12 protein-coding genes are annotated in these 13,827 nt (G+C 64.0%); 9 read left to right on the top strand and 3 right to left on the bottom strand.

The annotated features are described in order from the left end of the window. Positions 1-148 precede the first annotated feature (148 nt). Positions 149-1,249 (bottom strand): ABC transporter substrate-binding protein, encoded by a 1,101-nt coding sequence (locus FAY22_RS18155; RefSeq protein WP_146331805.1) that lies wholly within the window; start codon positions 1,247-1,249, stop codon positions 149-151. Positions 1,250-1,285: 36 nt separating this feature from the next. Next, complete coding sequence (locus tag FAY22_RS18150) at positions 1,286-2,275, bottom strand: tripartite tricarboxylate transporter substrate binding protein (RefSeq protein WP_371417403.1); 990 nt, start codon at positions 2,273-2,275, stop codon at positions 1,286-1,288. A gap of 246 nt (positions 2,276-2,521) precedes the next feature. Here FAY22_RS18150 and FAY22_RS18145 point away from each other — a divergent pair, with 246 nt between their 5' ends. From FAY22_RS18145 to FAY22_RS18105, 9 genes are all read left to right on the top strand, one after another. Then, a complete protein-coding gene (locus tag FAY22_RS18145; RefSeq protein ID WP_146331803.1) occupies positions 2,522-3,199 on the top strand; it encodes a response regulator in 678 nt (225 codons plus the stop codon). Continuing rightward, a complete protein-coding gene (locus tag FAY22_RS18140; protein ID WP_246860557.1) occupies positions 3,196-4,617 on the top strand; it encodes a sensor histidine kinase in 1,422 nt (473 codons plus the stop codon). Before FAY22_RS18145 ends, FAY22_RS18140 begins: the two co-directional genes overlap by 4 nt. A 159-nt stretch (positions 4,618-4,776) precedes the next feature. Continuing rightward, the gene (locus FAY22_RS18135; RefSeq protein ID WP_146331801.1) at positions 4,777-5,742 is read left to right on the top strand and encodes a CAP domain-containing protein; all 966 of its coding nucleotides are present in this window, start codon (positions 4,777-4,779) and stop codon (positions 5,740-5,742) included. A gap of 118 nt (positions 5,743-5,860) precedes the next feature. Next, on the top strand, positions 5,861-10,072 hold the full coding sequence (locus FAY22_RS18130) for a PAS domain S-box protein (RefSeq protein WP_146331799.1): 4,212 nt from the start codon (positions 5,861-5,863) through the stop codon (positions 10,070-10,072). A gap of 15 nt (positions 10,073-10,087) precedes the next feature. Next, positions 10,088-11,203, top strand: a complete 1,116-nt coding sequence (locus tag FAY22_RS18125; protein ID WP_146331797.1) for an HD-GYP domain-containing protein — start codon at positions 10,088-10,090, stop codon at positions 11,201-11,203. A 40-nt stretch (positions 11,204-11,243) separates the two neighbouring features. Further along, the gene (locus FAY22_RS18120) at positions 11,244-11,699 is read left to right on the top strand and encodes a response regulator (protein ID WP_146331795.1); all 456 of its coding nucleotides are present in this window, start codon (positions 11,244-11,246) and stop codon (positions 11,697-11,699) included. A 186-nt stretch (positions 11,700-11,885) separates the two neighbouring features. Further along, the gene (locus FAY22_RS18115; RefSeq protein ID WP_146331793.1) at positions 11,886-12,107 is read left to right on the top strand and encodes a hypothetical protein; all 222 of its coding nucleotides are present in this window, start codon (positions 11,886-11,888) and stop codon (positions 12,105-12,107) included. Between the two features lie 630 nt (positions 12,108-12,737). Then, the gene (locus FAY22_RS18110) at positions 12,738-12,944 is read left to right on the top strand and encodes a hypothetical protein (RefSeq protein WP_146331791.1); all 207 of its coding nucleotides are present in this window, start codon (positions 12,738-12,740) and stop codon (positions 12,942-12,944) included. A gap of 108 nt (positions 12,945-13,052) precedes the next feature. After that, complete coding sequence (locus tag FAY22_RS18105; protein WP_146331789.1) at positions 13,053-13,319, top strand: hypothetical protein; 267 nt, start codon at positions 13,053-13,055, stop codon at positions 13,317-13,319. A 78-nt stretch (positions 13,320-13,397) separates the two neighbouring features. On the opposite strand, the gene FAY22_RS18100 is transcribed toward FAY22_RS18105, so the two are convergent. Next, complete coding sequence (locus FAY22_RS18100; RefSeq protein WP_146331787.1) at positions 13,398-13,760, bottom strand: hypothetical protein; 363 nt, start codon at positions 13,758-13,760, stop codon at positions 13,398-13,400. Positions 13,761-13,827: the final 67 nt, after the last annotated feature.

Here is a 13,827-nt window from a genome sequence, read left to right as displayed (position 1 = left end):
GGGTGTGCGCCGTCCGCCTCCCCTGCCGTAGGGCGCAAGGGGAACGGGCATGTGCGGCTGTCGGGGCAGGGCCCGCTTCGGGGAGGAAGTGGGCCTTGGATGGAAGGGCCGCTAGAGCGCGCCGCTTCCTCCGTGGAGCGCGGCGCGCTTACTTCTTCGCCATCGCCTCTTTCCACTGCTTCAGGAAGGCCAGGCGCTTGGCCTGGTCCATGTACTGCAGCATCATCACGTTGACTTGCAGCGGCTTCAGGCCGTTGCCGATTTCCTTGGACAGTTCGACCGAGCTGGTCTCGCCGTGCACGTCGCTGCGGATGGCGTACAGCTTGGAGTCGTTGGAGATGATGGTCTGGCCGCGCTTGGAGAGCAGGTAGTCGATCCACAGCTTGGCCGCGTTCGGGTGCTTGGTGCTCTTGCTGATGAACTGCACGCGCGACAGCACCAGCGTGTAATCCTTCGGAATCACCACGCCCAGGTTCGGGTCCTTCTTCGCACGCACCAGCGCGTAGGAGCCCATCACGTTGTAGCCGAGCAGGTTCTCGCCGGACGAGACGCGCTCGAGCATGGTGCCGGTCGACGACTGCACGCGCACGCTGGCCGTGCCCAGGGCCTTGGCCAGGTCCCAGAACTTGTCGTTGACGCGCAGGTCCTGCGTGATGAACATGAAGCCGACGCCGGATTTCTCGATGTCGTAGGTGATGACCTTGTCCTTGAACTTGTCGGTCTTGGTCGTCAAGAGCCTGGCGAAGTCGGCGTGCGTCTGCGGGATCTCGTCGCCGGTCACCTGGCGCTTGTTGTAGACGAACACGGCAGGCTCGAAGGTCGTGCCGTAGGCGGTGTTGTTCATCGATGCCCAGAACGGCAGCGCGGCCAGCTCCGGCGACTTGTACTGCAGGCCGTAGCCGTCGTTGACCAGCTTGATCTGCAGGTCCATCGCGGACGACCACAGTACGTCGGCGGTGGCGCCGCCGGCGGCGATTTCGGAGATGTAGCGGTTGTAGATCTCGGTCGAGTTCATGTCGTTGTACTCGACCTTGATGTCCGGGTACAGCGCATTGAAATCCTTGATCAGCGGCTCGGCCGCCTTGGTGTCGGTGGCGGCATAGACCACCAGCTTGCCTTCGTGCTTGGCGGCGTCGACGATTTTTGCGTAATCGGCCGGATAGCCGGCCGGAGCCTGGGCCGAGGCCTGGATGGCGACGGCGGCGAATGCCGCCGCGAATGCGCGTGCGATGATGTGCTTCGAGATCATGTTGTCCACTCCTTTTATAAATGGCACGGGCCGTGCCTATCGAATCAAACCCAATTCCTTGACTTGCCTGCCGTAGTTGTCCACGGTTTGTCTTATGTAGTCGGTGAGTTCCGCGCCGGTCATGGCGAACGGATACAGGCCGTAACCCGCGCGCACGTCGTTGAACGCCTGCGTCGCCAGCGCCCGGTCGAATTTCGCTACCCATTTGCGGTAGTCGGCGTCGGGCACCTTCGGTCCCATGTACACGCCGCGGATGAGCGGCCAGCTCACGTCGAAGCCCTGCTCGCGCGCGGTTGGCACGTTGGCCAGCACGCCCGGCAGGCGCGCGTCCGACAGCACTGCCAGCACGCGGATCTTGCCGGTGCCGATGTGCAGCGAAGCCTCCGACGCGTCGCCGGAGACGACCTGCACATGGCCCGCCATGAGCGCGGTAAACGCTTCCCCGCCGCCTTCGAAGGCGACGAAGCGCAGCGATTTCGGGGCGATGCGATCGTGCTTGGCGATCAAGGCCATCTTGATCCAGTCCTGGCTGCCGATGGTGCCGCCGGCGCCGATGGCCACCTTGGACGGGTCGCGCTTCAAGGCATCGACCAGTTCGCGCAGGTTGCGGTAGGGCGCATCGTCGCGCACCGCGATCATGCCGTAGTCGGCGGCGAGCGCCGCCACCCAGCGCACGTCGTTGACCGACGCGTTGCCGAATTTGCCCAGCGCGATGTTGAGCAGCGAGCCGCCCGAAAACGCCACCAGCGTATCGGCTTCCGCGCGCCGCTGCGAGGTATAGGCGCTCCAGGCGACCGCGCCGATACCGCCCGGCAGATAGCCGATATGCATGGCGGCATCCGCGCGTTTGGGCGCGACGATCTGCATGCCCTTCTGCGCCAGCTTGCAGGTCAGGTCGAAGCCGCCGCCCGGCTTGGAAGGCACGATGCATTCCGCGTCCGGCTGGGCGGGCGTGGCGGCGTGGGCGTGCGCGGCCAGCAGCAGCGCCGTCCCCAATTTCATCGCGTATCTGACCAGCATGTGCATCATGGAAGCCTCTATGAGTTGATATGCATGTTAAGCGGGGGCGTCTTTCAATTGGCTTTCAGTAATGCGCCCCGGCGCTTGTTCGCATGGTTATTAAATGATTGCTAATGCGCCACCGTTGCCGCCTTGTCCTTTTGTAAATCGGATAATGCGGATATGACGAAACAGGGCGCGCGGGTCATAATGACGTTCCTGCGAGAACCTGTGCCGTACCCGCATTTTCATTCCATTTCGACGAACCTGCCTATGCGTATCCTGTTGGTTGAAGATCATGCCGAGCTGTCGCACTGGATCGGCAAGGCGCTGCAGGATGCGCGCCTGACGGTCGAATGCGCGATGAACGGCGCCGACGCCGACACGCTCCTGCACACGCAGGAATACGCGCTGGTCATCCTCGACCTGACGCTGCCGAAAATGGACGGGCTCGACGTGTTGAAGCGCATGCGCGCGCGCGGCAGCAAGACGCCGGTGCTGGTGCTGACCGCGCGCGGCGGCCTGAACGACCGCGTGCAGGGCCTGAACCTGGGCGCCGACGACTATCTCGCCAAGCCGTTCGAGCTGGCCGAGCTGGAAGCGCGCGTGAAAGCCTTGCTGCGCCGCGCCCGGGGCAGCGAAGCGGTGGTGCTGCAGTGCGGCGCGCTCAGCTTCGACACCGTGTCGCGCATGTTCACCTACGGCGCCGCGCCGCTGGCCCTCACGCCGCGCGAACACGCGGTGCTGGAGGTGCTCATCACGCGCGCCGGCCGCGCCGTCTCGAAAGAGAAACTGTTCGACGAAGTGTTCTCGCTGGCGGATGACGCCGGGCGCGACGCCATCGAGATCTACGTGCACCGCCTGCGCAAGAAGCTTGAGCGCGCAGACCAGGGCCGGGTCGCCATCACCACGCTGCGCGGGCTGGGCTATCTGCTGGAAGCGACGAAGTGAGGGTGGCTGCCGGGCGCGGCCCCGCGCTGGGCAGCCTGCGCGGCCAGCTGCTGCGCTGGCTGCTGTTGCCCCTGTTCGTGCTGGTCGGCTTCGATGCCGTCTCGGTCTACCGCGACGCGCTCGACGCCGCCGACATGGCGTACGACCGCTCGTTGCTGGCTTCCACCCGGGCGCTGGCCGAACGCGTGAGCGTGGCCGGCGGCAAGGTCGTGGCCGACGTCCCCTACGTCGCCCTGGACAGTTTCGAGACCGACACGCTGGGCCGGCTGTACTACAAGGTCACCGGCGTCAACGGCGAATTCGTGTCCGGCTACGGCGACTTGCCGCCGCTGCCGAAAAACACGGTGCGCTCCGATGCCTACCCGGCGCTCGTGTATTTCTACTATGCCGACTATCGCGGCGAGGAGGTGCGCATCGCCGCGCTGTACCAGCCGGTGTACGACGACAGCATGCGCGGCATCGCCCTGATCCAGGTGGGCGAATCGCGCGAGGCGCGGCGCGACCTGTCGCGCAAGATCCTGCTCGACACCCTGTGGCGGCAGGCGGTGCTGGTGCTGGCGGCGGCCCTGCTGGCATGGTTCGCGGTGCGCTTCGTGCTGCGGCCGCTCATGCGCCTGAAGCACCAGGTCGAGCAGCGCGCGCCCACCGACCTCGACGACTTCGACCCGTCCCTGGTGCACAAGGAAGTGCAGCCGCTGGTGGTGGCCATGAACGGCTACATGTCGCGCCTGCAGGCGCTCATCGCGGGACAGCGCCGCTTCATCGCCGACGCGTCGCACCAGCTGCGCACGCCGCTGACGGTGCTCAAGACGCAGGCCGAGCTGGCCTTGCGCGAAAACGACCCGCAGGCGCTGCGCGACATCGTCGAGGGCATCGCGCGCACCACCGACGCCACCGTGCACCTGGCCAACCGGCTGCTGACGCTGGCGCGCGCCGGGCACGGCGCGGCGGCCGGCGAGCTGAGTTACATGTCGCTGGTTGACGTCGTGCGCCAGGCCGGTCTGGAGCTGGCGCAGCAGGCGGTGCAGAAGGGGATCGACCTGTCGCTGGAGGGCGCCGACGAAGCCAGGGTGCGCGGCAACGCATTGCTGCTGCACGAGATGGTCGCCAACCTGCTCGACAACGCGATCCGCTATACGCCGCCCGGCGGCAGGGTGACGCTGCGCGTGTTGAATGAAGCGCAAGCCGTGCTCGAGGTGGAGGACAGCGGCCCCGGCATCGCCGCCGCCGAGCGCGAGAAAGTGTTCGCGCCGTTTTACCGCGCCGCTCTGGCGCAGTCGATCAATGCGGAAGGCACCGGCCTGGGCCTGGCGATCGTGCGCGACATCGCCGCCATGCACGGCGCATCGGTGCGCTTGCTGGATGGACCGAATGGCAAGGGGCTGAAGGTCGAGGTGCGTTTTCCGGCGCTGGCCTAAAGGTGCGCCGTTGCGGATGCGACCAGATGCGGCCGCTTATCTCGATTGCGCACAATTTTCCGCACGGCTTGCAACTGAACGCGACCGAGTCCATCTAACGTGAAAATTTCATTTCCGCGATCGCATTCGCTACGCCACTTTTTTCTTAAGGAATATTCAATGGGGCGATCCATCCGTCTGCCACTGTCTGTCTTGTTCGCCGCGCTCGTCCTTGCCGCATGCGGCGGCGGCGCCAGCGATTCCAGCACCCTCTCTCCGGCGGCGGCAACGGCTGCCACCAACGAGCCAAGTGCGCCGCAGTCGACAGGCGATACGGCAACGGACGGCTTTAACTGGTTCAACTTCCGCCGCGGACAGCTCGGGCTGGCGGCGCTGACGCGCAATGGCAAGATCGATGCCGCGGCGCTCGGCCACTCCAATTACCAGAAGATCAATAACGTCATCACGCACGAGCAGACACAGGGAAATCCCGGCTTCACCGGCGTGCAGGTCGCCGATCGCCTCGCCGCCGCCGGCTATGTCCTGCCCCACGATAACTACGCCTACGGCGAAGTCATTTCCAGCACCGGCAGCACGTCCGGCTTCAAGGCGGCCGAAGACTTGATCGCGGCGATCTATCACCGCTTCCTGGTGTTCGAGCCGATGTTCAAGGAAGCCGGCGCGGGCGCGGCATCGGTGAACGGCGGCGCGACCTATTTCACCACCAATTTCGCCGCCATCGGGCTCGACCAGGGGCTGGCCGGCGGCAGCGTGGTGACCTATCCGTTCTCCGGGCAGCAGCGCGTGCCGGTCAACTTCTTCAGCGATAACGAATCGCCCGACCCGGTGCCGGACCGGAACGAAGTCGGCTATCCGATCAGCGTGCATGCCAATATCGTGGCCACCGTGCTGGTCGACAGCTTCACCGTGCGCCCGCACGGCGGCGCCGACTTGCCGGCGCAGCTGGTGGTGGGGGCGGCCAACCCGAGAACGCCTTCGGTCGCGGTCGATGCCCATGCCTCGCCGTCGGCCGCCGCCATCATCCCGCTCGCTCCGCTGGCTCACGGCATCACCTACGACGTGCAGTTCGCCGGCACGATCGATGGCATACCGGTCAACCGCTCCTGGTCTTTCACGACACAATAAATCCCGCACCGGGTGCCGCCGCGCGGCGAATCTGATATTGTTTCCCTGTATCAATTTTTCCAATATCAGAGGCGCAAGCGGCTGCCCGCCACCGCCCTGATCAACCGTGGGCGGCCCGATGACCCTCCATCCGACCAGTCCGTCGCGCGACGACGGCGAGCTGATGTCCGTTGCATTCGAGGCAACGGGCGTCGGCATCTGCTTTTTCGATGAAGAAGGCCGCTTCCTGAAGGTGAACCAGGCGTTCTGCCGCCTGACCGGCTACGCCATGGAGGAAGTGGTGGGCGCGCCGTGGACGCTGCTGGCGCCGCCGCAGACGGCGGCCTATGCCGGGCGCTTCATCGCCGCGCTGTTTGCCGAGTCGCCCAGGGTGGCCGACGAATGGCGCATCCGGCGCAAGGATGGCTCGCTGGTGACGGCGATCGTCAGCTTCAAGGCGATCACGCTGTCGTCCGGCGCACGCCGCGTGGTGCTGACGTTTACCGACATCGACGAGCGCCAGGCCGCCCAGGACATGGCGCTGCGCCGCTCGCGGGACTTGTATCGCGACGTGGTCGAAAACGTCAGCGAAGCGATCGTGGTGGTGCAGGCCGGTGCTTTCATTTATGGCAATCCGCGCGCCGCCGAGCTGTCCGGCTACACGCTCGACGAGCTCAAGAGCATGCCAGTGACGGCCGTGATCCATGCCGACGACGCCGACGAGGTGAGCGAACGCTACCGGCGCTGCATGGAAGGCGACGCGCTACCGCAGCGCTACGCCCAGTTCCGCATCGTCTGCCGGCACGGCGGCACGCTGTGGGTCGAGTCGAGCGTGGTGCGCATCGACTGGGAGGGGCAGCCGGCGGTGCTGGCCTTTCTGTACGACCAAAGCGAGCGCCGGCGCCAGCAGGAGGCGCTGGTCAAGTCCGAGGAACATCACCGGCAAGTGGTCAACAACGCCATCGAAGGCATCCTGGTGAGCCAGGACGGCAAGATCGTGTTCGCCAACAGCCGCATGCTGGAGCTGACCGGCGACCAGCCGCAGGACGTGATCGGGCGCCCGTTGCTGGTCGATGTGCATCCCGACGACAAGGCCTTCGTGATCGAACGCCATTTGCGCCGCATGCGCGGTGAGCACGTCGAGCCGCGCGCGGTCTTCCGCGTCAACAACCGGACCAGCGGCAATACCTCGTGGGTCGAGGTGTCGACCGTCACCATCGAGTGGGAAGGCCGCCCGGCGGCGCTGTCGTTCGTCAACGATATCACCGAACGCAAACTGCTCGAGGACAAGCTCAAGCAGACGCTCGACGAGCGCGAAACGATCCTGGAGCACTCCATCGTCGGCATGGTGTTCCTCAATGCCGCCGGTCGCGTGCACTGGGCCAACAGCGCGATGTTCCAGATCTTCGGCGTCGAGCATGGCGATCCGTTCGGCCGCTCGCTGGAGCCGTATTACCCGTCGCGCGAAGCCTACCTGCAGACCGGCGCCGCGGTGGTCGACGCGGTGGCGCGCGGCGCCTCCTTCGAAATCGAAATGCCGCTGCGGCGCGAAGACGGCAGCCTGTTCTGGGCTTATCTTTCCGGGCGCGCGGTCAACCGCACGGACCTGTCGCGCGGCACGGTATGGGTGGTGATGGACATCACCAAGCGCCGCCAGCTCGAAGCGGACCTGAACAAGTCGGAAGAGCATTACCGGCAGGTAGTCGACAACGTCACCGAATGCATCCTGGTGGTGCAGCACGGCCGCATCGTGTTCGCCAATCCGCGCCTGGCGGAATTGACCGGCATGACGCAGCAGGAATTGTTCGAAGCGCCGTTCGCGACCGCGATCCATCCGGACGACCGGCCGCTGGTGATCGACCATCACATGCGCCGCCTGCGCGGCGAGCCGGTCGATCAGCACTACCAGTTCCGCGTCGTCAACGGCAAGACCGGCCATGCCACCTGGGTCGAGCTGTCGGCCGTGATGATCGACTGGGAAGGCGCGCCCGCCACGCTGTCGTTCATGACCGACATCACCGAGCGCAAGATCCTGGAAGACAGCCTGAAGCACAGCGTGGCCGAGCGCATCCGGCTGGAGACCCTGCAGATCCAGAGCGAGCTGAAGGAAGCCGAGCTGGCGCGCCTGCAGGCCGAGGAAACCACGCGCGCCAAGTCGATGTTCCTGGCCAACATGAGCCACGAGATCCGCACGCCGATGAACGCCATCATCGGCATGGCGCATCTGGCGCTGCGCACCGCATTGAATCCGAAGCAGCGCGACTATATCGAAAAGATCCGCGGCGCCGGCATCTCGCTGCTGGGCATCATCAACGACATCCTCGACTTTTCCAAGATCGAGGCCGGCAAGCTGAACATGGAGCACGTCAGCTTCAGCCTCGACGACGTGCTCTCCAACGTGGCCACCGTGACCGGCGCCAGGGCGCATGAAAAGGGGCTGGAATACCTGTTCCGCTTTCCGCTCGATATCCCGCGCGGCCTGATCGGCGATCCGTTGCGCCTCGGGCAGGTGCTGATCAACCTGGTCAACAACGCCATCAAGTTCACCGAGCGCGGCGAGATCGCGCTTGCCTGCCGCCGCGTGGATGCCAGCGCCGACAAAATCCAGCTGCAGTTCGCCGTCAGCGACACCGGCATCGGCATGACGCCCGAGCAGACCGCCAAGCTGTTTCGCGCCTTTTCCCAGGCCGACGAGTCGACCACCCGCAGGTATGGCGGCACGGGACTCGGCCTATCGATCGCCAAGCGCCTGGTCGAGCTCATGGGCGGCACGGTGTGGCTCGACAGCGAGCCGGGCGCAGGCACCACGATTTACTTCACCGCCTGGTTCGGCCTGTCCGAAGCGCCGCAGAGGCCGCACCACCCGCCGCAGGCGATCCACGGCATGCGCGTGCTGCTGGTGGACGACAACCCGCGCGCGCGCGCGGTGCTGGCCGAAAGCCTGGCGGCGCTGCCGCTCGAAATCGATCTCGCCGCCGGCGGCGCCCAGGCGCTGGAAATGATTCACCTGGCCGACGCCGGGCGCCCCTACGGCGTGGTGTTCGCCGACCTGCACATGCCTGGCATCGACGGCATCGACCTGATCGACACCGTCAAGAGCGACGCCACGCTGGCGGCGCCGCCGCGCATGGTGCTGCTCAGCTCGGCCGGCCGCGACGAAGCGCGCTTTCGCATCGAGAACGTGCAGGCCGATGCCTTCCTGGCCAAGCCGGTGAGCGCGTCGCTGCTGGTCGACACCATGGTCGAACTGTTCGTGCCGAGCGCGCAGATGGAAATGGCGCGCAACGGCGAGAGCGCGCCGCGCTTCGACAACCTCACCGTCCTGCTGGTGGAGGACAACGACATCAACCAGCAGATCGCCGGCGAACTGATGCAGCTGGCCGGCATCGCCGTCGAGGTTGCGGGCAACGGCCGCCTCGCGCTGGAACAGCTGATGGCGGCCGGCCCCGAGCGCTACGGCATGGTTCTCATGGACGTGCAGATGCCGGAAATGGACGGCCTGGAAGCGACGCGCCGGCTGCGCACGGACGCGCGCTTCGCCGAGCTGCCGGTGGTGGCGATGACTGCGCATGCGATGGTCGAGGAGCGCGATCGCTGCTTCGCCGCCGGCATGAACGACCACCTGAGCAAGCCGATCAACCCGGCCGAACTGTACCGCGCCATCGGCCGCTGGTGCCCGCAGCACGTGGCGCGGCACGACGAAGGCGGGGCGGGGCGCGCCGACGACGCGCACGAGCCGGAGCTGGCGATCGCCGGGCTCAACGTGCAGGACGGCCTGTCGCGCACGCTGGGCAACCGCGCGTTCTACCTGGAGATGCTGGAGCGCTTCTGCGAGGGCCAGCGCGACACGGTGGCGGGTATCCGCCAGACGCTGGAGCAGGACCGCGTGCTGGCCGAGCGCTTGGCGCACACCCTGAAGGGCGTGGCGGGCCTGCTCGGCGCGCTCGAAGTGCAGCGGCTGTCGGCCCGGGTCGAAGCCGGCATTCGCGGCGGCGACGTGCTGTCGCAGCTGCAGCCCGTGCTGGACGAACTGGATGCAACCCTGCGCGCGCTGTTCGACGCGATCGCCGCCGCGCTGCCGAAGGGCACCGCGCCGGCACAGGCGCACGAGGCCGTGCATGCGGCGGTCGACCGCGACGAGGCCCAGGCGCTCATCAGCGAGTTCGCGCTGCTGCTGGCGCAGTGCGACAGCGAAGCGCTCGACCTGTTGCAGCAAGGCGGCGCCCTGCTGGCGGCGGCGCTGGACGACGACACCTGCGCGCGGATAGAACAGGCCACCCGCCAATACGATTTCGACGCGGCGCTGGCCGCGCTGGCCAGTGGCGCCAAGGCGGCCGGCTACGCCGTGTAAAGGATGATCCAGACCATGAACAGCCCGCGCCAGCCCGAAACAAAGCCGACCATCCTGATCGTCGACGACACGCCCGACAACATCGCGCTGCTGTCGGCGCTGCTCAAGGACCGGTACAAGCTGAAGATCGCCACCGGTGGCCTGAAGGCGCTGCAGATCGCCTCCAGCGCGCCGCATCCGGACCTGATCCTGCTGGACGTGATGATGCCCGAGCTCGACGGCTACGAAACCTGCCGGCGCCTGAAGGCAGACCGCGCGACGGCCGACATACCGGTGATCTTCCTGACCGCAAAGATCCGCCCGGAGGATGAGGAAATGGGATTGAGCCTGGGGGCGGCCGACTACATCGCCAAGCCGATCAGCCCGGCCATCGTGCGCTCGCGTGTGGCGACCCAGATCAACCTGCGCCATGTGCGGCTGTGCCTGCAGGACCAGAGCCGGTTGCTGGAGCACCTGGTGGCCGAGCGCACCCGGGACCTGGTCAGGATGCAGGAAGCGACGATCCTGGCGATGGCCCTGCTGGCCGAGGCGCGCGACAACGAAACCGGCAACCATATTCGCCGCACCCAGCACTACGTCGCCGCGCTGGCGCGGCAGCTTGCCGCGCATCCGCGCTTTTGCGGCGAACTGACGGCGGAAAACATCGACCTGCTGTTCAAGTCGGCGCCGCTGCACGACATCGGCAAGGTCGGCGTGCCGGACCGCATCCTGCTCAAGCCCGGCAAGCTGGATGCCGATGAATTCGAGCTCATGAAGCTGCACACCGTGTACGGGCGCGATGCGATCGTGTCGCTGGAAAAATACCTCGGCGGCAGCAACGAGTTCCTGCGCTTTGCGCGCGAGATCACCTTTTCGCACCAGGAGAAATGGGACGGCAGCGGCTACCCGCAGGGCTTGAAGGGCGACGCCATCCCGCTCGCCGCGCGCCTGATGGCGGTGGCCGACGTGTACGATGCCCTCATCTCGCGGCGCATCTACAAGCCCCCGTTCAGCCACGAGAAGGCGCTCGGCATCATGAAGGAAGGCCGCGGCACGCATTTTGACCCGGACGTGCTCGATGCCTTCCTGGACATCGAGGAAACGTTCCGGGATATCGCCAAGCGCTTCAGTGATGACGAGGAAGACTTTTGAGTAGATAATTGCTCGACAGCAATATTAATAAGAGGGCGCCATGTCCAGCCTGAACGACGTTACCTTCCTCATCATCGACGACAACGACATCAGCCGCTCGATGATGCGGCATCTGCTCAACGCGAACAAATATCATGTCGTCGGCGAGGCGGGCAAAGGGCAGATCGGCCTGGCGCTGATCGAAAAGCTGCAGCCGAAAATCGTTTGCCTCGATATCGTGATGCCCGACCTGAGCGGGCTGGAAGTGTTAAAGCGCATCAAGGCCCAGGTGCCGCAGATTGAAGTGTTGATGGTGACCGGTAACAAGGACCGCGATACCGTGATGGAAGCCATCGAACACGGCGCCTGCGGCTACATCGTCAAACCCTTCAATCCTGAAACCCTGTTGCGCACGATTGAAAAGGCGGTGGCGAAAGTGCGCTCCCAGCCCGCCGCGCACCACCCTGTCCAGCCAATCTCGCAGCCGGATGTCAGCGCGGCGCCAGGCCAGGCGTGAATGCCGCGCTGATTTGCCCACATTTACTGTGGTCAAGATTGTGGATAAGCATGGATAACGATGCTTATCTTCATGATTTAAAAGAATTTTTTCATGCTGATTAAAATCAAGGCACACTCTGGCCCGCACTTGACGAACATCTCGCCGTTTCCATAGTCCTAACCGAGAAATTCAGCAGGAGGTGCTATGGCAGCAGTGAAGTACACCAAGGCGAACTGGGTGGCGCAAGCGGACATCCAGGAACTCGCGCACGGCAAATACCGGGGCGTGGTGATGATCAGCCGCGAAAGCGGGGCCGGCAGCGACGATGCCGAGCATACCGTCGATGCGATATCGGACAGCCCGGAAGAAGCGCTGGAAGAAGCCAAGGCATTGGCGCATCGCCTTCTGGCAGAGGTTGAAGCATAAGCGGCACTGATCCTCCCGGAGCTACCGCTCGACGGCCGACCGGCGCGAAAACGTGGACGAAAAAAAACCGCACTGCTTGCGCAGTGCGGATTAGTCCGATTCACGAAGAACAGGAGGAAACGGGATTCAATATATCGAAGAACCCTGCCCCGGCCCATCCCATAGGCATGGTAGACCCATGACCCGGGAGTCCTCTGTCCCTGCACTTGCCCACATTTGCTGTGGTTAATACTGTGGATAACGCAGGGAAATGCAACCCATCTTGCTGATCTTAAAGGAAATTTTTCCTCTGATCAAAATCAAGGCAGGCTTCCCTGCCTCAGGAAATATCGTTCGCCTGATCCAGCTTGAGGACCGCAAAAATGAAACTGGCGGCAATCGTGCCAGTAATGATTACCCCAAGTAATGAAATCAGTGCTGTCAGCATCTTCTCTCCTCTGAGCGCGCGGCGCGATTGTTGTGTTTTTATTAAAGCATTCCAATCAGCAGACCCGTTGACTTAACTCAGTTCCTGGTTGAAACGAACTCATAGGGGAACGGGATGGGAATATTGGCTTTCCTCAGAGGAACAAATTGCCCGGGATCATGGTCTAGGTTTCTTCTGATTTATTCTTTCCTGGACCAATACCGATGCTTGACGATCAATTTCATGAAGAACTGCGTGCGCTGCGCAATCTGGAGAAGGCAGTGCGTGCCTATGGCGTAACTTCGAAGGTGGTATCGGCGCCGCAGCGCATGGAAATGCTGGCGATTGCCCTCAAGGCCGTGGTCGAAGCGCGCAAGTCGGCCATCCGCAAATCGAAACTGAGCCCCTCCAGAAAATCGACCGAGCGCTAGGTCGAACTTTTTGCAAATGATTCATGGAGCTTTTTTTCTTTGGCAAGGTCTTAACCTATGGATTGCCGCAGCATTGCGGCCAACGTCAGACCGCGAAAAGGAGCTCGCATGAAAGTCCAGCTGATCGCAGTATCGATGATGATTTCGTTTGCCATGGCGCCTGGCGCCGCCAGCGCAAAAGGCTGCCTGAAAGGTGCGGCAGTCGGCGGCGTGGCCGGTCATGTCGCCGGTAAGCACGGCGTTGCAGGTGCGGCGGCCGGATGTGCCATCGGACACCACAAGGCTAAGAAGCAAGCCAATGAGCAAGCCGCCGCGCAGAGCAGCGGCGACGCTGGCAAGAATGTACAGTCCAAGAGTGCCGCCGGAAGCAGGTAAGCGCCCGCCAGCTTGCTACGGAAGTTGGTCTAGCGGTAAAGCGTCCGGGATCGACGCTGCAGTCAGGCTGAAATTGCCCTAGTAATCCCATTCGGCGAACATGCCAGTGACCGCTTCAGTGTTTTTGGCATTGGTAACTTCGATAACGTCGAACGCCGGATGGATGTTCGCGATGCGCAGGACTTTGAACTGTGCATCCTTGGGCAGTTCGATGCAGAACTTGTTGCTGAACATCTCCCGGAAATCCGCCTGCTCGTTTCGGTGGGCATATTCCGACGCCTTTTCAAGGGCCTCTTTCGAGTTGCAGGCATAGCTCCCTGCTTTGAATTGCACTATCTGCAGGGGGTGGACTTTTTCAGTCGGCTCGGCCGCGACAACCGTATGGCTAAGACAGAAAGCTGCAGCCACCAAGACCGCCAATGAAGATGTCGAACGTTTCATTTTTCCCTTGTTAGCAGCCGGTGCGCCGCATCACTAATATCGCCAGTCGGAATCGGCATTGTAACCA

The sequence above is a fragment of the Noviherbaspirillum sp. UKPF54 genome, from assembly GCF_007874125.1.
In the GTDB taxonomy this organism is placed as follows: Bacteria; Pseudomonadota; Gammaproteobacteria; order Burkholderiales; family Burkholderiaceae_D; genus Noviherbaspirillum.
This window is presented reverse-complemented; position numbering and strand designations above follow the sequence as displayed.